Source organism: Pseudaquidulcibacter saccharophilus (assembly GCF_019455445.1).
Classification (GTDB): Bacteria; Pseudomonadota; Alphaproteobacteria; order Caulobacterales; family Aquidulcibacteraceae; genus Pseudaquidulcibacter; species Pseudaquidulcibacter saccharophilus.
This window is the reverse complement of the sequence record NZ_JAHWUS010000002.1, coordinates 420,109-443,024: the sequence shown is the minus strand read 5'-3', so window position 1 is coordinate 443,024 and position 22,916 is coordinate 420,109. Positions and strand designations below refer to the sequence as shown.

Genomic DNA, 22,916 nt, shown 5'->3' with positions numbered 1-22,916 from the left:
ATTTATATAATGATAGTAATTTTCGTCATTTAAACACTATTGCAATTCATTATATATTATTTCTTGCAATAAAATAAAGTAGTAGAAGAAAATTTATGGACAGATTTGATATTTCCAATCAGGCATCTTATGCATCTAACCCAAACCAAAGCCGTGGTAGAAGGCATAATGAATCCGAAAGCGCGTTTCGAACACCCTTTGAACGCGACCGTGACAGGGTTATACACTCTAGCTCTTTTAGGAAATTAAAAGGCAAAACACAGGTTTTTGTTGCACATGAAGGCGATTTTTATAGAACCCGCCTTACGCATTCTTTAGAAGTTTCACAAATTGCCCGCTCTGTGGCACGGCGTTTAAAGCTTAATGAAGATTTGGCTGAGGCTTGCGCATTATCACATGATTTGGGGCATCCGCCATTTGGACACACTGGTGAGCATGTACTTGATGAGGCAATGACTGGATGGGGTGGATTTGACCACAATGCGCAAACCATTCGCGTTGTCACAAAAATGGAGCAGATTTATCCGCACTTTGATGGTTTGAACCTTACTTGGGAAACTCTAGAGGGAACAGTAAAACATAATGGCCCATTGATTAAATCAATTTCAGAATTTGATAAACTTCCAGAAGTTTGGAAAAGCATTAATAATGGATTTGATTTAAACCTAACGTCATTTGCTTCGTTAGAGGCACAAGTAGCAGCGGTTTCAGACGATATTGCATACAATAATCATGACCTTGATGATGGTCTGCACGCAGAAATTTTCACCGTTGAAGATGTTTCATCAGAAGTTCCATGGGTTGGAGAAATCTTTACCCAAGTTATGGAGCAATATCCAAAGGTTTCACCTAATCGCATCAAGGCAGAAGCAATTCGCAGATTAATCGGTATATGGGTTAATGACCTTGTCAATGAAACTAAAAAAAGAATTGATAAATACGCACCCGAAACTGCGGATGATGTTCGTAATATTGGCGTTCCATTAGTGGGCTTCTCAGAAGATATGCTTGTTAAAGCTGCATTATTGCGCAAATTCTTATTTGCTAAAATGTATCGTCACTGGAAAGTGAATCGTGCCCGTTCTCAAGCGCGCCGAATCGTAAAAGAATTGTTTGATGTATTCGTGAATGAGCCAGATACTTTGCCACCAATGTGGCAAAATATTGACCTTGAAGATAAGGCAAAACTTATGCGTCATGTATGTGACTATATCTCTGGATTAACAGATGATTTTGCAATAGATGAGCATAGACGTTTGTTTAACCTTGACAGAACATTGTAATAGCTGCACTGCCACAAAAATATAACGGAGTTCGAAAATGGCAAAATATGATGAAGATCCTTTCGACTATGAGGAAGAAGACGAAGAAGGATTTATGACTTTTGATGCGCGTGATGAAAAAGAAGGCGCAGGTCGTGGACCATATATTCTTGCCGGTATAGTTCTTTTGCTTCTGGTTTTTGGTGCCATCGTATTTGCAATCTACAAAGGCGGCAAATCAAATGATGGTCAAACACCGCAAGTTGCTGCAAATTCAGAATCATTCAAAGAAACTCCTATTGAAGGTGATGTATCAGCGAACGCTATTGATGGTGCTGATGCGGTTAATGGTGTTGGTGCAAATGCCCCACCTCCGCTTGAAGTACAAGCAATGGGTGCCTCTGAAGAACCTGTTGTTAGCCAAAATGCGGTTTCTTCACCAACCGCAACACAGAAAACCGCAACTACTGTAGTACCACCACGTCCTGCAACAGATGCTACCAAAACTGCAGTTAAACCAGCAACACCAACTAAACCTGCAACTGTTGAATCAAAGCCTTCTGTTGCACCGCCACAAAAAGCGACAACTGCACCTGCTAAACCTGCTGTGAAAGAAGACAAGCCGGCATCTTCTGGCTCTTATTCTGCACAGCTTGGCTCATTCAAAGACAAAGCACAGGCTGATGCGGCGTTGGCTAAATACCGTTCTGGCGGACTTACTGGCGCTGTCGGTGTTGTCAAAGCTGATTTGGGTGCAAAAGGAACTTGGTATCGTATCAAAGCAACTGGCTTTGAAAGCCGTGATCAAGTTGTTTCATTCTGCTCTAAAGCAAAGGCAAATGGTGCAAATTGCATACCATCTAATTAATTTGTGAAAGAATCTGTTTTATAAAGGGGCATCTTATTTATTAAGGTGCCCCATTTTTTTGAATTTTAACGATGGATATATAATATGAAAGCTGCAATTATCGATGTTGCCGGTACTGAACTAACTAAAGAAGAGGCGGATTTTTTTAAATCTGCACAGCCTTGGGCTTTCATTTTATTTGGTCGCTCTTGCCAAAATCCACAACAAATTCGCAAACTTTGTGATGACATACGTAATAGCGTTGACCGTGATTGCTTAATATTCCTTGATCAAGAAGGTGGTCGTGTACAGCGTTTAAAACCACCACAATTCCCACAATTTCCGCCTAATGAAATTTACGGACGCCTTTTTATTGAAGATGAAGGAAAAGCATTAGAAGCGGTATATTTACATCATTTGCTAATTGCTGCTGAGCTACGTGCAGTAGGCATAAACGCCGATTGTGCGCCATGTGTTGATTTATCAATTAATGGTGCGCACTCTGTGATTGGGGATCGTGCTTTTTCAGCTAACCCAGAAACCATTTCAAAATTAGGGCATGCCGCAATAAACGGATTGCATGATGGCAAAGTTGCAAGTGTTATAAAACACATTCCTGGTCACGGTCGCGCACGTGCAGACAGTCACCATGAATTACCAGTTGTTGAAGAAAGCATACAAGATTTACAATTAGATTTTGCACCGTTCAAAGCTTTAAAAGATGCACCAATGGCGATGACTGCACATGTTAAATATACAAACCTTGATACTGAATATTGTGCGACCTTATCACCAACTATTATTAAAAATTTAATTCGCGAAGAATTTGGCTTTAATGGTCTTCTAATGACAGATGACATATCAATGAAAGCACTTAAAGGTAGCCTAGAAGAAAAGGCCAAAGGTGCAATTAACGCTGGATGTGATGTTGCAATGCTTTGCAATGCGCCACTTGAGCAAAGGATTGAATTTACTTCTGCTTGCCCCGAATTAGCTGGAATAGCTTTGGAGCGTGCAATTAATTCGGAAAAAGTTGTAATGGGTGCGCCAAAAACATTTGATTATGAGGACGCATGGTCGCGCTTTGCTGCCTTGACAGGTATTGAAAAAGGTACAATGCTTTCTTTAGCGCCAGACCCAACAGAAAGGGTTTAATGGCATTTAAGAGGTATATTTGTCGTCGCCTGAAACATTCGAAGTTAATGAAGTAAAAATAGATGCCGACAAATATGACGGCGTCTCATTGATTATTGACGTCGATGGATTTGAAGGACCGCTCCACTTATTACTGGAACTTGCCCGCAGTCAAAAAGTTGACTTGGCGCGCATATCCATTTTGAAGCTTGTTGACCAATATCTTGACTTTGTCACCAATGCAAAAAAAGAAAGAATAGAAATTGCCGCCGATTATTTAGTTATGGCATCTTGGTTAGCATATTTAAAATCACGTTTATTGCTTCCTAAAAAACGTGATGATGATAAAGAAACCGCACCCGAACTTTTGTCATCCCACCTTGCTTGGCGACTAAAAAGACTTGAAACCATGCGCAATAGTGGCGGTAAAATTATGAAAATGCCACAAACGGGAAGTGATGTTTTCGTACGTGGTGCAGCGGAATTAGGGGTTTCAGTTACAAAGATGATTGAAAATGCCGATTTATTAGATTTGCTAAAGGCATATTGTCGTCAACGAAATAAACAAAAGACCCGTGTTCATAAAGTTAGGAGTTGGCCAGTTTACGGTCTTGAAGAAGCACGTAAAAATCTGCGTGAAAAATTACCACAAGACAATGCGTGGCATAGTCTTGGTAAATTTGCACCAACTGAAATGAAAACGACACCAGATTCACCAACGCCATCTTCATATTATGCGGGTTTATTTTCAGCTAGTTTAGAAATGGTAAAAGGTGGCGATTTGAATATCCGGCAGCTTGCAAACTTTGACGAAGTTTATATTCAAAACAAAAGGCAAAAAAGCCATGAGTGATGATGATACCGAACAAGAAATTTATGATGCAGTAAAAAAAATTGCACAAACTAAATATCAAACCATAAAACCGGAATATGACCTTGCCGATAGCGCTGATATACTTTCGCAAGACATTGATGATCTTGAGCGTGCAGTAGAAGCGATTTTGTTCGCTAGTTCCGAACCTTTAAAACCGTCAGAAATTGCAGAATATATTGGGGCAGAAGAGGGGGTTGGGAATGCACTTGCCCGCCTGAAGCGTCATTATAAAGGTAGGGGCGTTACCTTAGTCGAAGTAGGTGGCGGATGGCGATTTCAAACATCGCCTGACTTGGCTTTATTATTGAATAAACACCGCGAAGAACCAAAAAAATTATCAAATGCCGCAATGGAAACACTTGCAATAATAGCATACCATCAACCATGCACGCGCGCTGAAATCGAAGAGATACGTGGTGTTACGGTTGGAAAAGGAACGATTGATTTTTTAATGGAATTAAAATGGGTCAAATATGGTGCAAGGAGACGCACTGTTGGCAAACCAATGACCTATAAAACGACTGAACAGTTTTTATCACACTTTAATCTTTCAGGTCTTGATGATTTACCGGGCAAGGCAGAACTTCAAGCGCAAGGATTATTAAGTGCGAATTTGCCAAAAGACTTTGAAATACCAAAACCTTTTTCTGTCCCAAATAATGATTTAGAGTTTGAAGAAACAGGCAATGAGGCTGATTTTGTGACTGATTTTTTTACAGAAACTGAATAAAATTACTTATATTTAACATCATACCGCAGGTCTTACAGTTTGTTTTGCTTGTAATTGGCATAGCAACTAATTATCTTATAAGAATAGATTATTAATGGCGGAGAAAACGATGCACGCACCCGGTTTAACCAATATATTGCTGATTTTGCTGGTTGTTCTGGTATTTTTTGGCGGAAGAGGCAAATTATCAGGCATAATGACTGATTTGGCACAAGGTATCAAAGGTTTTAAAAAAGGTCTTCAAGATGAAGATGTTAAAACCGATGAAGCAAAACGTGTTGAGGAAGCCAAAACCATTGACGCGACTGTTGTAAACAAAGAAACAACAAATTCATAATTTCCTTTGAACTGATGTGTAAAAGGCGTTCGGATGTTTGATGGTGTCGGTTTCGGCGAATGGATGGTTATTGCCGTTGTTGCCTTGTTGGTCGTCGGCCCTAAAGACTTGCCTAAATTATTGAAATCACTGGGCCAATTTACACGAAAAATGCGCCTTATGGCGGATGAGTTCAAAAATAACTTTGAAGATATCGCACGACATTCAGAAATTGCAGAGTTGCGCAAAGAACTTGATGAATTGCGTAAGGTGAACCCTATCAATCAAATTAGAGATGAGTTCAACAGCGCAATTGATATGGGTAGGGACGTCTATAATTCAAAACCCGATGAAAAACCTGATCCTGCTTTGGAACATATCAGTGATGAATATATCGCGTCACATAATCAGGCAATTTTAGACAATGAAAAAGCTGCTGTTGAAAATGTTTCTAATACAGCGGTAATTGATAATATTAAACTTCCAGAAGAGCCTATAAAAGAAACCGAAAAAATGGTGGTTGCAGATGACAAATCTTCCTGATGATGAAGTACAACTACCATCCACGATTACTGATACTGTTGATGAACAAAGAGCAAAAGACGAGGAAAGTATAGAAGCCTCATCTGCACCTCTTCTTAGTCACCTTGAAGAGTTGAGGAATCGTCTTTTCATTTCAATTTTGGCTATATTTGTTGGTTTTGCGGTTTGTTTTGTTTTTTGGCGTCCAATTTTGGAATTTTTAATCCAGCCATACAAAGAAGCGGCAATTGCATTAAAAGGCGCAAATGCCTTAAAAGATGGGCTTGGCTTAATTTATACAGCGCCAATGGAAACCGTCTTCTCACAGCTTGATGTCGCACTGTTTGGCGGTATTTGTATAGCATTTCCTATTGTTGCATGGCAATTATATCGCTTTGTTGCGCCAGGTCTTTATACTAATGAAAAAAAGGCCTTCATACCATTTATGATTATGGCACCGGCGCTTTTTGTTGCTGGTGCGGCAATGGCATATTATATTGCGATGCCAATGGTAATGAATTTTTCATTGCGACAAGAAATTTCAAATTCAGTAGGCGGCGTAAAGGTTACCTATCAAGGTAAGGTGGCTGACTATATTCATATGATAACCACTTTGGTTATTGGTTTTGGTGTTTGTTTTCAAATCCCCGTTATACAGCTTATTTTAGGAAAAGCCGATTTGGTTTCATCTGAATTTTGGCTTAAAAATGGGCGCTACGCTGTATTAGCAATTATAACAATCGCGGCCTTTATCACCCCACCAGATGTTGTCTCTCAATTATTATTGTCGTTGCCGCTTCTTATATTATATTATGGTGGTGCGTATTTGGTGAAACTAGTTGAGAAAAAGCGCGAACAAGAAGAACCAACCTACTAATTATCTGCGTTTTTTACCTATTTTTCTTTTTATACCTTTTGGGGTTGATCGTCTATCACCTAATCGTGCGCGGCCGCCAAGCTTTTGACGTGTTGATTTAGGTGGTGGTCCTTTTTTAGGTTCAGAAACAACCTCAAACATTAAGCCACCGGAAACAGGTGTGGCCTCTAACAACCGCACTTTTACTTTCATTCCCAATTCCCAACGGTCACCTGAAAATTGTCCAATTAAGCTATGAGCAGCCTCATCATAAACGAAATATTCGTCACCAAGTTTTGAAACTGGTACAAGACCATCACCCATGGTTTCATCAAGTCTTACAAAAACACCAAAACCAGTTACAGAAGTTATTCTACCATCAAATACCGCACCAATTCGTTCAGATAAATATGCAGCCAAATAACGATCCGTTGCGTCACGTTCTGCTGCCATTGCGCGACGTTCGCAATCAGAAATTTCCTGGGCAATGCGTTTTAATGTTTCACCCGTTGGTGGCTTTTCACCCCAACCAAAACCACCAAGGCCAAGTGCATCAATCAAACTGCGATGAACACATAAATCGGCATATCTTCTAATTGGGCTTGTAAAATGCGCGTAACGTTCGAGTTGCAAACCAAAGTGACCAAGGTTTTGCGTATCATAAACCGCTTGTGCCTGAGTTCGTAAGATGATTTCATTTATAGTTTGGAAATTTTCGCCATCTTTTTGTGCTTCAAGCACTTTGTTGAATCGTTTAGGTGTAACTGCAACCCCTTTAGCCCACTTAATGTTAAGCGTCGCCAAAAAGTCAGCGAGCGCAGCAACTTTTGCATCACTTGGCATATCGTGAACACGATATATCAATTGTGCCTTTTTATTTTCAAGTGCGGTCGCCGCGCAAACATTTGCAAGGATCATAAATTCTTCAATTAGTCGGTGGGCATCAAATCGTTCTTTTTGTGTAATGCTTTCAACTTTGCCTTCTGGTGAAAGTATTATTCGACGTTCAGATGATGCAATTTCAAGCGGTTCACGCTCTGCACGTTCAATTTTTCGCGCTTCATATGCCTCCCAAAGCGGCTTTAGTACGGTTTCAAGAATTGGGGCTGTTTTATCGTCTGGCATACCATCAATTGCCAATTGTGCTTGTGTATAAGTCAGGCGAGCAACAGACTTCATCAACCCACGAAAGAATTCAAATCCTTTTAAATCACCATCGTTGTCAATATTCATTTTGACTGCAAGACAGGCCCGTTCTTCATGTTCTCGCAATGAACATAAATCCGCAGACAATTTAAAAGGAAGCATAGGTACAACACGATCTGGAAAATAAACCGAATTACCGCGTTTTTGCGAGCCAATATCTAGTGGTGAATTTGTTGTTACATAATGGGCAACATCGGCGATTGCGACCCAGACATTAAATCCCTTTTCTGTCTTTTCTGCATAAACCGCATCATCATGATCGCGTGCATCATCGGGGTCAATAGTTACAAGGGGAAGGTGGCGTAAATCAGTTCTATATTCAAGAGTGCATGGCTTTGCTGCTTCTGCCTGTGCTTCTTCTTCCGGCGTAAACCCGATTGGAATGGAATGGGCCGCAATGGCAAGAATTGAAGCCGATTTAGGGTCATTATTATTCCCCAAAACTTCAACAATTTCACATTTTCTTGGTCCATACCCACGGTTTGGCAATAATCTTACCGCAACTAAATCACCATCTTTTGCATCGCCAACATGCTCCGGCAAAACTAATAATTCATTTTTTTGCTTTTTATCTGCTGGTATTATGCGTCCACCACTTTGCGGACTATGTAACGATAAAACCCCGTATATTTTCTCAATAACCAGCCCAAGTTTTTTAACAATTTTAACTTGCCAGATATTCTCTTTTTCATTTCGACTTGTTAAGCCAACAAAACGTTCGCCTATACCAACATTAAGATTTTTATCAGCTTGAAAATGGGTTTGAATAATAATCTTTGCGCCTGCAACACCATCTTCATCAACAACACGCGCCCAAACATCCCCCATGTCATCAATTTCAACAGCTTGAAATATCCCTGTTTTAGGTGGTGTTGAATGGGTTTTTATTTCACGACGACGATGAACATCAACCGTTCCTTCGGTAGAAAGTTCCCTAAGATATTGATTTAAGACACGTCGTTCGTCACCTTTAATACCAAAATGTTTCGCAATTTCACGCTTAGTTATTTGCCCGTTTTGGCTTTCGATAAAACGCAACAATGATGCCTTATCAAATATTATTGGGCTGGGCTTGTTACGTTTTATTTTCTTAATCAAGATGCTTTTGCCTTTGTTTTAGTTGCTTTTGTTGCCGTTGCCTTTTTTGTAGCTGGCTTTTTTGTAGTTGCTTTCTTTGCGGCTGTTTTGCGGGTTGTTTTTTTCTTCGCAGGACCAAGTGCGGCGCGCGCCTCAATCAAGCCAATAGCTATTTCTAAAGTTAAGTCATCTGCGGCAATATCTTTTGGCAAAGTCGCATTAGTCGTCCCATCAGTAACGTAATTACCATAACGACCACTCATAAGTTTAATTTCAGCATCACCATTCTTGCCTAATTCTTTCAATGCCGCAGGTGCTGCTCGCCCACCACGTCCACCACCAGCGCGCTTTTCAGCAAGCAATGTAACAGCGCGGTTTAAACCGACTTCAAATACTTCATTAGCATCTTTTAGATTGGCAAATGTACCATCATGAAGGATATAAGGACCAAAACGACCAAAATTGGAAACAATTTCTTTCCCATCGTCTGGATGGGTTCCAATAACACGTGGCAATGATAGTAGCTCCATAGCAACATCAAATGTAACGTCACGATTAAAACCACGCGGTATTGTTGAACGCTTTGGTTTGTCTTTTGAGCCCTTTTCCGGATCCTCACCTAATTGAACATATGGTCCAAAACGGCCATTACGAAGATAAACATTTAATCCAGTTTTATCATCAACCCCAAGTGCTTCATCATTATTTGTTGCCAATGCATCTTTGGCATCGCTATCAGAAACACCTAATTGGCGGGTGTATTTACATTCAGGATAGTTAGAGCAACCAGTAAACGCACCATAACGACTTACTTTTAATGATAATTCACCGGTTCCACAGGTTGGACAGACGCGACTTTGGTTTCCATTTTCATCAACCGGGAATAAATATGAACCAAGTCGTTCATTAAGTGAATCAATAACTTGGGTAATTCGCACATCGGCCATATCAGTGATGCCTTTGTGGAAATCATCATAAAAATCATGCAATAGTTTTTTATATTCAAGCTCACCATTTGAGACTAAGTCAAGCTGCTCTTCTAGGCCTGCGGTAAAATCATATTGAACATATTTGTTAAAGAAGCTTTCAAGAAATGCGGTAACCAAACGCCCCTTAACCTCTGGATGGAACCGGTTCTTTTCAAGACGAATATATTCACGGTCCTGAAGCACAGAAATTGTTGAGGCATATGTAGATGGCCGACCAATACCGATTTCTTCCATCTTTTTAACTAATGTAGCTTCTGAATAGCGCGGCGGCGGTTCGGTAAAATGTTGCAATGGTTTAATATCTGAAACATTTGCAGTTTCACCAACATTTACTTTTGGAAGGCGCGCATTTTCCTCATCATCGCTATCATCTTTACCTTCTTGATAAAGTTTTAGAAAGCCCTCAAACAAAATTACTTGGCCAGTAGCGCGCAACGTAGATTTTTTATCCGTTGCTTCGAGATCTATTGTAGTGCGTTCAACCAATGCACTTTCCATTTGTGAGGCAACAGCACGCTTCCAAATCAAATCGTAAAGCTTTGCCATATCCTCATTTAATCGAAGATTTTTTGGCAATCTCCCCATATCAGTTGGACGGATTGCCTCGTGCGCTTCTTGTGCATTTTTGGCTTTAACATCATATTGACGTGGCGCTTTTGGAACGAAGCTATCGCCATATTCACGGCCAATAACTGCACGTGCTGCAACTATCGCTTCATTTTCCATCGATACGCCGTCAGTACGCATATAAGTGATAAGACCAACAGTTTCACCACCAATATCAACGCCTTCATAGAGACGTTGCGCAACATCCATTGTCCGTTTTGCAGAGAAACCAAGCTTACGGGCGGCTTCTTGTTGCAATGTTGATGTGGTAAAAGGTGGTTGTGGGTGGCGTTTATGTGGCTTGGCATCAACTGATGAAATTACATAAGAAGAGGCCGCAATTTGAGCAACGGCAGCATTAGCGCTAACCTCATTCTTAATATCTTTTTTATCTAATTTTTTGCCATTAAGCGCGATTAATCGAAGCGGGAAGTGGGCAGAACTATTGGTTTTTCCACTTGCTGTGATCGACCAATATTCTTCGCTGATAAATGCTTCAATTTCTTGTTCACGTTCTACAACAAGTCGCAATGCAGCCGATTGTACACGTCCAGCTGAACGAGCGCCAGGAAGTTTACGCCACAAAACTGGCGATAATTCAAAACCAACAAGATAATCTAATGCACGGCGTGCCAAATACGCGTCAACTAATTCTTGATTAATTTCGCGTGGGTTACGCATCGCTTCTAAAACAGCTTGTTTAGTAATTGCGTTAAATGTAACTCGTGAAAGTGGAACTTTTCCTAATAGTTTTTTCTGTTTTAGGATTTCCGCAATATGCCAAGAAATTGCTTCACCCTCTCTATCAGGGTCGGTTGCAAGAATTACGGCAGAGGCTTTTTTAACTTTCTCAGTGATTTCTTTAATACGCTCTTTGCCACGTGCATCAGCCTCAAAATGCATTGCAAAATCATGTTCCGGGTCAACTGAACCATCTTTTGAAGGCAGATCGCGTACGTGACCAAAACTGGCGATTACATCATAGTCAGAGCCAATATATTTATTGATTGTTTTTGCTTTTGCGGGGGATTCAACGATTACTAACTGCATATCTACCAAATTGTTCTTGTTTCATTCTAAGCCTTGCACTTAGTTTACGGGTTTTGTCAAGCACAAGCCTTAGTTTATGGTGTGTTTGAAACCATATTGCCACTTCTCAAAAATGCTTTTCCTTCGAGTTCAAGCTCTATAATTATTGCCGCAATTATGCGCCATGAATAACCGCTATAACGGCAAATTTCATCAAGCGATATTGGCACAGGTGACAAAAGTTCTTCAATTTTTTGTTTCAAGGCGTCATCAGAATTATACTCTTTATTGCCTTGATATTCATATTCATCAATTGCCGATAACTTAAATTGGCTTGAGATATTATCAAGAACGTCTTGATGTGATGTCACAAGGCTTGCGCCCTGTTTTATAAGATTATTTGGTCCTGCGGCACGTGGATCAAGTGGAGAACCAGGAACAGCCATAACTTCACGCCCCTGTTCATTAGCAAAACGTGCAGTAATTAAAGAGCCTGATTTTTCCTCTGCCTCAACCACAATTGTCCCAAGGCTAAGTGCAGAGATAATACGATTTCTCCGCGGAAAATCACGCGCAAAAACCTTTGCACCAAAAGGATTTTCAGAAATTATTACGCCAGATTCTGCGATTTTATGATAAAGACCATCATGTTCTGGGGGATAAATATGGTCTATACCGCCAGCAACAACAGCAATTGTTCCGGTTTCCAGTGCCGCCATATGTGCAGCACCATCAATGCCACGCGCAAGGCCAGAAACAATAACATAGCCAGCATTGCCAAGATTTCGCGCCAAATTTTGCGCCATTTTCATACCCGCCATAGACGCATTTCTTGCACCAACCATTGCAAGCATTGGTTTATTAAGTAGTGATAAATTACCAAGTACCGTTATAATCGGTGGCGGCGGTGTTAATGCACCTAAACCTTTCGGGAAAATTTTATCATCTGCGGTTATAAATTTACCACCGTATTTTTCCGTCTGTTCTATTTCATTTTTAATATCGTCGATCGGAGGGATTTTATATTTTATATCTCCGTTTTGGGTGGTTATTTTAGCAACAGCTTTAAGTGCGTTTTCGGGGGTTAAATATTTGGTTAAGAGCCCAAAAAATGTGACTGGCCCAATGCCATCTGTTCTGGCAAGGCGCAACCAATTTAATAGACTATTTGAGGCCAATTATTTATCCTTTTTATTTCCAATTTTTGGCTCTTCACCTTTTATAAGGCGTTTTATATTTTCGATATGGCGAATATAAATAATTGCCGACATAAAACAAATTGCGCCAATACCAATCGGATGGAAATGAAAAAGTGATGCAAATAAAGGTGCTAGAAGTGCTGCTGCTAATGCAGATAAAGATGAAAAACGAAATGTAAATGCAAAAGCGAGCCAAATTAACCCAGCCAAAACCCCAACAGCTGGTGCGCCACATAAAAGCGTCCCAAAGAAGGTTGCAACACCTTTTCCGCCTTTAAATCCTAACCAAACGGGAAAACAATGACCAAAAAAGGCGGCCGCGCCAGCAATCAAGCCAACATCTTGATTAAAAACTTTACCAAAAACAAGGGCCACGATACCTGCCTTACCTGCATCAAGTAAAAGTGTTGCAAGCGCCAAATCCTTACGGCCAGTTCGCAAAACATTGGTCGCACCGATATTACCTGAACCAACAGTACGAATGTCGCCAAGTCCTGCCATTTTGGTAATTACCAAACCAAAAGGTATTGAACCAACAAGATAGCCGACAATAACAGCAATAATTATGTTAATTAAATCCATATTCCCCCCGAGTTATTATATATGACCGGCTTCAATGTCATATACTTTTTCGCCGTCAACATATGTTTGCAAAACCTTGCCCTGCAATAGTTTTTCGTCAAATGCGGCGTTTTTACCTTTGGAATATAGTTCAGATGCATCAAATCGTAAAGGATAACCCAAATCAACAACAATTAAGTCTGCTGGCGCACCTTTTGCAATTTTCCCACTATCAAGCCCCAAAATCATTGCGGGATTTAATGTCATGGTTTTCACAAGATCAATCAAGTCTATGTGACCATTGTGATAGAGACTTAAAGAAGCCGATAATAATACTTCTAAAGCACTTGAACCAAAAGATGCCTCATCAAATGGTAACCGCTTTTCTTCTGGCGGGCGAGGATCATGCCCCGAAACAATAACGTCAATAATTCCATCTTTTAGCGCGTTTATTAACTCTACCCTGTCGTCTTCAGAACGAAGTGGTGGGTTAAGTTTTGCAAAGGTTCGATAATCTTCGACATCATTTTCATTTAGGCAAAGATTATGCACGTTTACGCTTGCATAAACATCAAGACCATCGGCTTTGGCATCTTCAATAATAGGAATTGTTCTTGCGCTTGAAATCATATCTAATAACAACTTGCATCCAGTTGCTTGTGCAAGCACAATGTCACGATTGGCAAAAATAACTTCTGCATTGGCACTTATACCAGAAAGCCCCATTCGTGCTGCAAGCTCTCCTTGTGCCATATTTCCGCTTCCGGCCAACCAAGGATCTTGTGGTCGCGTTGAAACCAATGTGTCATATGCGCATGAATACGACATCAACCTTTGCATTACTTTTGTGTCTTTGATTGGATTTTGACCATTAGAAAATAATACGGCGCCCGCTTCACTCATTAATCCAAGTTCCGCCATATCCTCACCGCGCAACCCCTTGGTTAGCGCACCAGCAGATAGAACTTTTGCTAAAGAAGCATCACGACCTCGGCGGATGATAAAATCAACCATTGCAGCATCATCAATTGGATGTTCTGTATCTGGTTGAATAAGCATTGTGGTGATGCCACCAGCAACAGCAGCCCGCCCAGCAGACTTCAATGTTTCACGGTGTTCGGCACCCGGTTCACCGATTGAAACCCGCATATCAATTAGGCCAGGCATAATACAATTGCCATCACAGTCGATAATTTCGGCATCTTGTGGAGCCTCGATGCTTTCACCAATCTCTGCAATGACATCGCCAATAACTAATATTTCAGCATTGCCATCAAAATTTAAATTAGGGGCAACTACGCGGGCATTGGTGAATAGTTTTGATTTACGCATATTCACCACCTTCAAATGAAGCCATAGCCTCTAATATTGCCATTCGCATTGCCACACCTGATTGCACTTGATCAACAATCAGAGAAATTCTTGGGTCATCTGCAATTTCCGAATCTATTTCGATACCACGGTTCATTGGCCCGGGGTGCATTACTCGAACATGTGGCGCGGCAACCCTTATTTTTTCACGATCAATACCATAATAACGGAAATATTCACGTGGGCTTGGCAAGAAAGATCCTGACATACGTTCAAGTTGAAGGCGTAATGCCATAATAACATCAACCCCTTCGATACCATGAAGAAGGTTGTCATAAATTTTCACCCCCCATTTATCAGCATCCGTTGGCATAAGGGTAGGGGGGGCGATTAATCTTACTTCTGCACCAAGCATGTTCAAAAGCATAATATTTGAACGCGCAACACGCGAATGAAGGATGTCACCGCATATTGCAATTTTCAGCCCTTCTATACGGCCAAAGGTACGCTTTAATGTTAGGCTATCGAGAAAGGCCTGCGATGGGTGCTCATGAGTACCGTCGCCTGCATTAATGACCGAACAACTAACCTTGCGCGCCAAAAGCTGTGCGGCACCAGATGATTTATGGCGAATAACCAATAAATCAGGACCCATTGCATTCAAAGTCGCAGCAGTATCCAATAAGGTTTCCCCTTTGGCAACGCTTGAAGATTTAACCGCCATATTAACGACATCCGCACCAAGGCGCTTGCCAGCTAGTTCAAACGATGACTGAGTTCTTGTAGAGTTTTCAAAGAAAAGATTAATAAGTGTGCGCCCCGCCAAAAAGTCGAGCTTCTTTTCTTTCATAGAAGTATAAGGGAGAAAACCTTCCGCCCGCTCAATAAGCTCTAGAGCTTCTAAGCGATTAAGGTCTAAAATTTGCAGCAAATGCTTTTTAGCAAATGGTGCGCGAGTTTGGGGTTTGATTAATGTGTTCACAAGTCTCAGCTTTAGACATATTTGGGGGTTATAGGCAAGTATAATTTCTCTTAAATCATACATCTAACCGTTATTAAGTGTCGTAATAGATTACAACAAGTTTATGCGCGACCAAATATCGCAAATGATAATCACTTGCAATTAATTATTTATATGCTATTGCGTGCCCTTAGCAATATGGAGGGCTTTATGAGACTAACAATTAAAATATTATGCGGCATTGCACCATTGCTAATTGCTTCAAATGCAATGGCAGATGAAAATCTATTGGGATATACAACCGGCGCTGAAACGCTTCCAAAAGGTACTTCGGAGGCCTATTTACACTTAACACATCATGGCGATAAACGTTATGGTGATTATAGCGCACAATATCTACGTGCAGAATATGAATATGGATTTACAGATCGCCTAACTGGTGCAATATACCTTAATGCATATCGCCACGATTATAATTGTGGAGAAGGCTGTGCAGGACCAGTAAATGATCGTGAAATTCCCGGCAGTAAAGATAGTTTTAAATTAAGCGGCTTTTCTGTTGAATTAAAGAAAATGCTATTATCGCCTTATGAAAACGATATTGGAGTATCTTTATATGGAGAACTAACTTACGATACTATTGATAGTATAACTGGGGATAAAGGCGATGGTTTTGAACTTGAAACCAAAGTAATTTTCCAAAAACCATATCTTGATGGCCAATTACAATGGGTAAATAACTTAGAACTAGAATCAGAATCTTGGTCGCCAAAAGTTGAAGATGGCACTGAATATGCCATTGCTGCTCGCTGGCGTTCAGGGGTTGCATACAGATTTGCACCAAATTGGTTTATTGGGGGTGAAGGTTGGGTTGATGCTGAAATCCTTAATCCGATAGGCGGCAATTGGGAATTTGATCATTGGGATGCATTCTTTGGTCCAAGTATTCATTATGGCGGCAAGAAATATTGGGCAACTTTGACTGCAGTTACACAACTTGCGGGCTCTAATGAAGCTAAAGATAACGATGTAGGTAGACATCTTGCCGATCATGAAAAATACGAAGTCCGCTTTAAACTTGGCTATAATTTCTAAGGTGCATCATGAGATTTAATCCAAATTGGCTAATTGCCCCTGCGGCTATGGCTGCTATTAGTCCTGCTTACGCAACCGAATATTTAAATGCCGAGCAGGCTGCAAAATCAATCTTTCCAGAGGCAGATAAATTTTCATATGCCCCAGTGGCATTATCAAAAGAGCAGATGAAAGAAATACAAAAGCGTTCTGGCATAATGCAACGTTGGTCAAAGCAAGATGTTTGGCGTGCAGAAAAAAATGGAAAACTAATTGGCTATTTTATTACCGATAACGTTATCGGAAAACATGAATTTATAACCTATGGTACAGGGCTTAGTCTTGATGGGCATGTTCGTGGCATAGAAATAATGACATACAAAGAAACTAGGGGGGATGAAGTACGTCAATCAAGTTGGCGCAATATTTTTAAAGGCAAAACTTTAAACGATCCATTCAAATTGAATAAGGATATCCCAAACATTTCAGGCGCAACTTTATCATGCAAGAATATTATGAATGGTGTTAAACGCCTTTTAGTATTGCAAGATATGTTTCTACAGAAGGTATAGGAATGTTAAAGCGAATGCGCCCCTTTTTGGGAACTTATGTCGAAATTGGGGCGCATTGCACCTTGGGAAATGAAAACGATGCAGTTAACGCCGCATTTAAAGAAATCCAAGAAATTCATAATATTATGAGCTTTCATCAAGTTGAAAGCGATATTTCACGCATAAATTTGGCAAATGGTAATTGGGTTACAATTAATAAAAAAACCAAAAACTGCCTAAAGCTTGCAAAAACCATCTCATGTGCATCAGATGGGCTATTTAATCCAACAATCGGTGGGGAATTGGTAAAATATGGAATATTGCCTAATCATGATTTTGGTGATTTTATAAATTCATCTGATGCAAAAGATATTGAAATAAAAGGTGACCAAGCACGGCTTTTGCGTCCAGTTTTGATTTGCCTTGATGGAATTGCCAAAGGTTTTGCGGTTGATTATGCCACTAAAAAACTAAAAGAATTTGCTTGCGAATACGGCTGGATAAATGCCGGTGGCGATATACGTGTTTTTGGTGACTATGCATTTCCAGTGTCAATAAGAAATGAAGCAGGTGAAAATATTGAAATTGGTGGAATTCAAAATTCTGCAATTGCGACAAGCGTAGTTCGTGAAAATCATACCCCCAATTTTCCGTCATGGATTATTGGGAAAAACAAAAGACAAGGAAGCTTTAGCGTAATCGCAGCAAGCGCATGGCGCGCAGATGCATTAACAAAGATTGCTTGTAATTATGAAAAATGCATTGCATCTGAAAAAATTGCTCAATTAGGCGGACATTTAATAGAGGTTTGATAAATGCGTGGGTATCCAAAAGGGTTTTTAACGCTTCTTATGATTTTATTGGCTTTAACTTTTATAAGCGGTATATTAATTTTGCCGCAAGCAATTGAATTAAAATTTGCTTTAACAATTCCTAATCCCGTTCCCGAAAGTTACTCGATATTATTAGCCTTTGTTCACGGTTTTTCTTCTATATTACTTATATTCGTAGTTGGTAGTTTATGGGCATATCATATGCGCCAAGGCTGGCGTAAAAAAGAAAATATCTTAAGCGGAATAGGACTTTGTATTTGCTTTGGAATATTATTTTTAAGCGCAATGGGTCTATATTATTTTTCTAGTGAATTAAATCTAGCAATATCTAGCATAATTCATATTTCCATAGGATTTATTGTTTCTATTATATTTGCACTTCACTATTTACACTTTGCACGTAAATCAAAGCCCATAAATACGATCTAATACACCTTGCAATACATAACTTGCCGAAGCTGAATCGACTTGTTCGGCCCGCTTTGCGCGCGTCATATCTGCCTCAATCATCTGCCTTTGCACAACCGATGTTGATAATCTTTCATCCCACATCAAAAGGGGGACATCGCGCACAGTTAATAAATTGCGTGCGAATGCACGTGCGGCCTGCGCTGACGGTCCTTTTGAGCCATCCATATTTAGTGGATGCCCCATTATAATCGCGACACATTCTTTTTCATCAAAAGCTTTGAATATTTCGCCAGCAGTTTCCGCTAATTTCTTCTTCTTCACAGCATAAATAGGACTAGCAATAGTCCGCGTTAAATCTGAGACCGCAAGCCCTATGTTTTTTGAGCCATTATCAATGCCCAATAGTGCGCCTTTTTTATTTTCTTGTGCATTTAAGAATGCAGTAAATTCATCTAATTCAATTATCGGCATTTTATATCTTTGCTTCTGAATGGAAAACTAATATAGAGCAAAAATGGCCGTTTATACAATTCTTTCAGATGATGATATTTTAAAAATTCAACACGCCTTTAATTTAGGTGATATTATTGCTTTTAAAGGTATAGCAGAGGGGGTTTCTAACTCTAATTATTTCATTGAAACAAATGATACTCGTTATATCCTTACCATTTATGAGGCGATGACAGAGGTTGCAGACTTACCTTTCTATTTGGGGGCAACTGAATATGCCGCGAAAAAAGGTTTACCAACGGCCTTACCAATTCACACCATCGACGGTGAAATGACCTATAAAATCGGTGATAAAACCTGTGCCTTATGCTCATTTCTAAAGGGGATTTCACCAAAACAACCAAATGTTTCACAAGTTCGTTCTGCTGGGGCAGCATTGGCGCAACTACACAATGCATTATCCGATTTTCCTTTGAAAAGAAGTAATTCTCTTGGACCTGCATCATGGCGGAAATTATGGGATAAGAACAAATTAGGCGCAGAGACCGTTGAAACTGGTGTAGTTAGTCTTGTTGAAAGTGACCTTTTGGCGATAGAGAACGGATGGGCAAAAAATTTACCATCTGGCTTTATTCATGCCGACCTTTTCCCTGATAATGTTTTGTTTGTTGGAGATAATGTATCAGGTTTAATTGACTTTTATTTTGGTGCTACTGACTTTTATGCTTATGATATTGCTGTAATGCTAAACTCATGGTGTTTCTTACCATTGGGTAGAGAATTTGACCTAACGAAAGGTAAAGCGCTCTTGAGTGGCTACGAAAGCATTCGTCCTTTGAGTGAAGAAGAAAAGGCTGCTATTCCACTATTAGCGCGCGGGGCGGCGCTTCGCTTCTTTTTAACTCGTCTTGATGACTGGCTTAAACCAAATGATGGTGCATTAGTTACAAAAAAAGACCCGCGTGAGTATTCCGCAAGACTGGCATTCCATCGCGCGGCAAAATCTATGTTTGATTATGGTGGCTAATTTTCTTTTGTATTTACAATAACATCTTTGTTCTTTTCTTTTTCAATTCTCTTTTTGTGTAAGAACATGAAAAAGATTACAATTGGAACTATTACAACAGAAAAAGGTAATATTCCTGCAAAGGCAAGAATTAGAAAAGACAAACTTTCCGACATTACGTAAAAAAATTGTCCAAAAGCTTCATTCAATGGTTCAAAAACATCAAGTCCTGTGGTGTCGCGCGTTTGATAATTTAAATCAAGGACAGACATATTAACCCTTGTTCTATCAACGGCAAGATTTGAATTTGTAGAATCAATATCTGCCTGAACTTCAGCTAGTTTGGTTTCTGCCTCCAATAAATCTGCAAGCTTTGCAGGTTGTGATGCAATGATTTTTTCAATCCGTTCTTTTAAAATATTTTTGGCACGTAATTTTGCTTCAGTGTCAGTGATTTGAAAGGTAAGATCCTCACTCTTGGTTTCAGAGCTGATAATTTTACCTTTATTGTCTTTAGCATCATTACCAAGTGAATCTCTAAACCCTTTTAGAAATGTTGGCTCTGCGCGGATTGAAAGATTGGCCGAAGTGTCAGTCGTATTTGAACTAATCACTCTACATTTATTATAACCAGCTTTCTCACAAATTGATCGATGATAGCTTGAAATTTTATCGATATTCTCTTTTGGTAATAAAATGCTGATATTATATGAATAGGCAATTAGTGCATCTGAATTAGCATAGTTTTTCGGCGCAGATGGAACTTCAGGTTTAGAAGGTTCAGCCTTAATTGCCGATGTGTTTTCAAACAAATTATTTATTTGGGTGGGTTGTTTGCCACATGAAGACATGAATAACAAACCCAAAATTCCGAGTGTAATTTTACCAAAAGTAAGTTTAGATGAGTTCAAGTTCATTTAACATGCCCAGCAATACAAAAAATATTGACTAGCCATAATTTATGTTTAAAGGCTTGGCAATATTAAAGGTTTAAAATGGCAAGGTTTTCAATCCAATTCGGCATCAATCAGCCAGGCAAAAATTACAAAGAACGTCCAAGCGTTTATGGAATTTGCCAAGGTGAATTACGTAAAATCGCGATTATCAAGATTGGCTCAAAAGATAATTATCACTACGATCTTCCGGGTGGTGGCGTTGAAACTATGGAAGCCGAACCAGAAGCATTAATCAGAGAATTTGAAGAAGAAGCCGGTCTTGATATCTGGCCAATTCGCGTACTTGGTCGTGCCGGGCAATTTTGGATAAATGGTGACAAGCCTTTAAACTCATTGGCAAGCTTTTATGAGGTGGAAATAACCGGTGACCCATCAAAACCAACTGAGCCTGACCATACGCTCGTTTGGATGACACCGGATGAAGCTATTAAAAACGTTAGACATGAAAGCCACGCTTGGGCCATTATGAAATGGGAGCGTGAGCGTTTTAAAGATGGCCAAGTCTAACTATTGCCACTATTTAATCTAGATAAAAGATATTTAAGCTGATAATTTTATATGAGTTGTTCATATAAAATTATGGGACATTTTGAAATCATCAATAATAGGATTTACTTGCGGTTACTAACCAATGGCACCGCAATCATTATATTTGGTATTTTTATATTATTATTACTTAATCAAAAGAATAAACAGTTCAAAGAATTGCCGTCAATAAAATGGGAAAAAGTTGAAACTGACATAATAAAAGCAAAACCAGAAATCCCTGAAAACTATATACCTCCCAATACGTCGGTTGAAAAAACTATTACGTCACAAGCCGCAATAAATAATTTTAAGGATGAGTTACCCAATTTAAATAACAAAGATGGCTTATTAAAGCGCAATACTTTAACCACCAACGCTCAAACCATTATACCTGGCATTAATGGAATAAAAACCAATCCAACTTTGCCGAAATTATCCAACGCATCACAAAATACCATTTACAACACTGAATGCCTTACAAAAATTGATAGTGAAGGTAGGCCTAAAGGCTGTCCACCAAATGATGTGGCAAGAAAGCTAATACAAGCTGCAAGAGCACCTAAATATCGTCCCGAAATGGTTGAAGGTTTCTCAAAGGCCGAAAATAATTCACGATATTACGCAGGCGTAAGAGACAAATGCCAAATGGAAAATGGTGGTAAATATATGGTATGCGTTCCGATAGGGAAGAAGCCCCCACGTGTTAAAACCCCATATGAACTTTGCATGGAAATGGGGCTAGGGGGTTGCACGCGCCCGCCGCGTCCGGATGGATCAAAAGATGAATCTTTTAACTATGGAAATGAATAAACAGGCATTTATAGGACATATGCCGCATAGATATATTTTCAACAATAATTAAAAGCCACCTGTTTTAAATATGAGGTTTTTATATGGCTGCGTGGCAATTTACTTTAATTCCTTGGGCATGTCTTTTCGTTGGTGCAATGGTTGCACGTCTAAAAGCACCAAATGACAAATTACTTGCAGCATTGCAGCACCTTGCAGCAGGGGTGGTTTTTGCCGCAGCGGCAACTGAAATTTTGCCAGATGTGCAGCATAGCGCAACCATTTGGGCAATTATATTGGGCGGAACCTTTGGTCTTTTGACAATGTTTGGCGTCAAATCAATTGGCAGCATGTTTAAGGGTAATCTTTCACTAATAATTTTAGTTGGTGTTGATATATTTATTGATGGCGTTGTTTTGGGCATTAGTTTTGCCGTTGGTGCAAAACAGGGGGCATTATTGCTATTTGCCTTAAGCCTAGAAATTTTATTTCTTGGTTTAACAATAGGTGCTGAATTACATGAAGTTTTCAAAAATAAAGTCACACAAATTTTGACAGCACTCTTTATTGGCGCGGTATTACCAATTGGTGCTTTACTTGGCGCGCCAGTTCATAATTTACCATCATTTTGGGTTTCTTTTGCTTATACATTTGCCTTAATCGCGCTTTTATATTTGGTAACAGAAGAACTATTAGTCGAAGCACACGAAAAACCAGATAGCCCGTTAATTACCTCTATGTTTTTTGTGGGTTTTTTAGGATTATTAGTTTTAGAGGCACATCTTTCACATATTGGGATATAAGAAGGGCTTTAAAAATAGTTTGATTCACCTTATGT

24 protein-coding genes are annotated in these 22,916 nt (G+C 39.7%); 16 read left to right on the top strand and 8 right to left on the bottom strand.

The window, feature by feature from the left end; translation table 11 throughout:
• The first annotated feature begins 95 nt into the window (after positions 1 to 95).
• From KXV15_RS07855 to tatC, 8 genes are all read left to right on the top strand, one after another.
• Entirely contained in the window at positions 96 to 1,283 is a 1,188-nt protein-coding gene (locus tag KXV15_RS07855; protein ID WP_240007619.1) for a deoxyguanosinetriphosphate triphosphohydrolase, read from the top strand.
• A 37-nt stretch (positions 1,284 to 1,320) separates the two neighbouring features.
• Positions 1,321 to 2,130, top strand: coding sequence for an SPOR domain-containing protein (locus KXV15_RS07850; protein WP_240007618.1), 810 nt, complete (start codon positions 1,321 to 1,323; stop codon positions 2,128 to 2,130).
• A gap of 84 nt (positions 2,131 to 2,214) precedes the next feature.
• A complete protein-coding gene (gene nagZ, locus KXV15_RS07845; RefSeq protein WP_240007617.1) occupies positions 2,215 to 3,264 on the top strand; it encodes a beta-N-acetylhexosaminidase in 1,050 nt (349 codons plus the stop codon).
• Between the two features lie 19 nt (positions 3,265 to 3,283).
• On the top strand, positions 3,284 to 4,096 hold the full coding sequence (locus KXV15_RS07840) for a segregation and condensation protein A (protein ID WP_240007616.1): 813 nt from the start codon (positions 3,284 to 3,286) through the stop codon (positions 4,094 to 4,096).
• A complete protein-coding gene (gene scpB / locus KXV15_RS07835; protein ID WP_240007615.1) occupies positions 4,089 to 4,847 on the top strand; it encodes an SMC-Scp complex subunit ScpB in 759 nt (252 codons plus the stop codon). The genes KXV15_RS07840 and scpB overlap by 8 nt, the downstream gene beginning before the upstream one ends.
• A 109-nt stretch (positions 4,848 to 4,956) precedes the next feature.
• Positions 4,957 to 5,184 carry a twin-arginine translocase TatA/TatE family subunit gene (locus KXV15_RS07830; RefSeq protein WP_240007614.1) on the top strand — a complete coding sequence of 76 codons (228 nt, stop codon included), beginning with the start codon at positions 4,957 to 4,959 and terminating at the stop codon, positions 5,182 to 5,184.
• 33 nt (positions 5,185 to 5,217) lie between these two features.
• A complete protein-coding gene (tatB, locus tag KXV15_RS07825; protein WP_240007613.1) occupies positions 5,218 to 5,706 on the top strand; it encodes a Sec-independent protein translocase protein TatB in 489 nt (162 codons plus the stop codon).
• Positions 5,690 to 6,562, top strand: a complete 873-nt coding sequence (gene tatC / locus KXV15_RS07820) for a twin-arginine translocase subunit TatC (protein WP_240007612.1) — start codon at positions 5,690 to 5,692, stop codon at positions 6,560 to 6,562. The genes tatB and tatC overlap by 17 nt, the downstream gene beginning before the upstream one ends.
• Here the strand turns inward: tatC and rnr are convergent, their stop codons facing one another.
• The 6 genes from rnr to KXV15_RS07790 form a co-directional block, all read right to left on the bottom strand.
• Complete coding sequence (rnr, locus tag KXV15_RS07815) at positions 6,563 to 8,845, bottom strand: ribonuclease R (protein WP_240007611.1); 2,283 nt, start codon at positions 8,843 to 8,845, stop codon at positions 6,563 to 6,565.
• Positions 8,842 to 11,469, bottom strand: coding sequence for a type I DNA topoisomerase (gene topA, locus KXV15_RS07810; protein ID WP_240007610.1), 2,628 nt, complete (start codon positions 11,467 to 11,469; stop codon positions 8,842 to 8,844). Before topA ends, rnr begins: the two co-directional genes overlap by 4 nt.
• Positions 11,470 to 11,543: 74 nt before the next feature.
• Positions 11,544 to 12,626 carry a DNA-processing protein DprA gene (dprA, locus tag KXV15_RS07805; RefSeq protein WP_240007609.1) on the bottom strand — a complete coding sequence of 361 codons (1,083 nt, stop codon included), beginning with the start codon at positions 12,624 to 12,626 and terminating at the stop codon, positions 11,544 to 11,546.
• Positions 12,627 to 13,229, bottom strand: a complete 603-nt coding sequence (gene plsY / locus KXV15_RS07800) for a glycerol-3-phosphate 1-O-acyltransferase PlsY (RefSeq protein ID WP_240007608.1) — start codon at positions 13,227 to 13,229, stop codon at positions 12,627 to 12,629.
• Between the two features lie 15 nt (positions 13,230 to 13,244).
• Complete coding sequence (pyrC, locus tag KXV15_RS07795; protein ID WP_240007607.1) at positions 13,245 to 14,540, bottom strand: dihydroorotase; 1,296 nt, start codon at positions 14,538 to 14,540, stop codon at positions 13,245 to 13,247.
• Positions 14,533 to 15,501, bottom strand: coding sequence for an aspartate carbamoyltransferase catalytic subunit (locus KXV15_RS07790; RefSeq protein WP_240007606.1), 969 nt, complete (start codon positions 15,499 to 15,501; stop codon positions 14,533 to 14,535). The genes pyrC and KXV15_RS07790 overlap by 8 nt, the downstream gene beginning before the upstream one ends.
• 189 nt (positions 15,502 to 15,690) lie before the next feature.
• Between KXV15_RS07790 and KXV15_RS07785 the strand changes: the two genes are divergently transcribed.
• The 4 genes from KXV15_RS07785 to KXV15_RS07770 are packed head-to-tail and all read left to right on the top strand — an operon-like array spanning position 15,691 to position 18,367.
• The gene (locus KXV15_RS07785; protein WP_240007605.1) at positions 15,691 to 16,575 is read left to right on the top strand and encodes a DUF6662 family protein; all 885 of its coding nucleotides are present in this window, start codon (positions 15,691 to 15,693) and stop codon (positions 16,573 to 16,575) included.
• Between the two features lie 8 nt (positions 16,576 to 16,583).
• The gene (locus KXV15_RS07780; RefSeq protein ID WP_240007604.1) at positions 16,584 to 17,126 is read left to right on the top strand and encodes an FMN-binding protein; all 543 of its coding nucleotides are present in this window, start codon (positions 16,584 to 16,586) and stop codon (positions 17,124 to 17,126) included.
• Positions 17,127 to 17,128: 2 nt separating this feature from the next.
• Complete coding sequence (locus KXV15_RS07775) at positions 17,129 to 17,917, top strand: FAD:protein FMN transferase (protein WP_240007603.1); 789 nt, start codon at positions 17,129 to 17,131, stop codon at positions 17,915 to 17,917.
• A 3-nt stretch (positions 17,918 to 17,920) separates the two neighbouring features.
• Complete coding sequence (locus KXV15_RS07770; RefSeq protein ID WP_240007602.1) at positions 17,921 to 18,367, top strand: hypothetical protein; 447 nt, start codon at positions 17,921 to 17,923, stop codon at positions 18,365 to 18,367.
• Here KXV15_RS07770 and ruvX read toward each other — a convergent pair.
• Positions 18,344 to 18,820 carry a Holliday junction resolvase RuvX gene (gene ruvX, locus KXV15_RS07765; RefSeq protein WP_240007601.1) on the bottom strand — a complete coding sequence of 159 codons (477 nt, stop codon included), beginning with the start codon at positions 18,818 to 18,820 and terminating at the stop codon, positions 18,344 to 18,346. The genes KXV15_RS07770 and ruvX overlap by 24 nt on opposite strands.
• 43 nt (positions 18,821 to 18,863) lie before the next feature.
• Between ruvX and KXV15_RS07760 the strand changes: the two genes are divergently transcribed.
• On the top strand, positions 18,864 to 19,826 hold the full coding sequence (locus KXV15_RS07760; protein ID WP_240007600.1) for a homoserine kinase: 963 nt from the start codon (positions 18,864 to 18,866) through the stop codon (positions 19,824 to 19,826).
• Here KXV15_RS07760 and KXV15_RS07755 read toward each other — a convergent pair.
• Positions 19,823 to 20,722, bottom strand: coding sequence for a DUF4349 domain-containing protein (locus KXV15_RS07755; RefSeq protein WP_240007599.1), 900 nt, complete (start codon positions 20,720 to 20,722; stop codon positions 19,823 to 19,825). The genes KXV15_RS07760 and KXV15_RS07755 overlap by 4 nt on opposite strands.
• Before the next feature lie 78 nt (positions 20,723 to 20,800).
• Here KXV15_RS07755 and KXV15_RS07750 point away from each other — a divergent pair, with 78 nt between their 5' ends.
• From KXV15_RS07750 to KXV15_RS07740, 3 genes are all read left to right on the top strand, one after another.
• Positions 20,801 to 21,268, top strand: coding sequence for an NUDIX domain-containing protein (locus KXV15_RS07750; RefSeq protein ID WP_240007598.1), 468 nt, complete (start codon positions 20,801 to 20,803; stop codon positions 21,266 to 21,268).
• 108 nt (positions 21,269 to 21,376) lie between these two features.
• Positions 21,377 to 22,099: a hypothetical protein gene (locus KXV15_RS07745; protein WP_240007597.1), complete on the top strand. Its 723-nt coding sequence runs from the start codon at positions 21,377 to 21,379 to the stop codon at positions 22,097 to 22,099.
• A gap of 83 nt (positions 22,100 to 22,182) precedes the next feature.
• Positions 22,183 to 22,881: a ZIP family metal transporter gene (locus tag KXV15_RS07740; RefSeq protein WP_240007596.1), complete on the top strand. Its 699-nt coding sequence runs from the start codon at positions 22,183 to 22,185 to the stop codon at positions 22,879 to 22,881.
• Positions 22,882 to 22,916 lie beyond the last annotated feature (35 nt).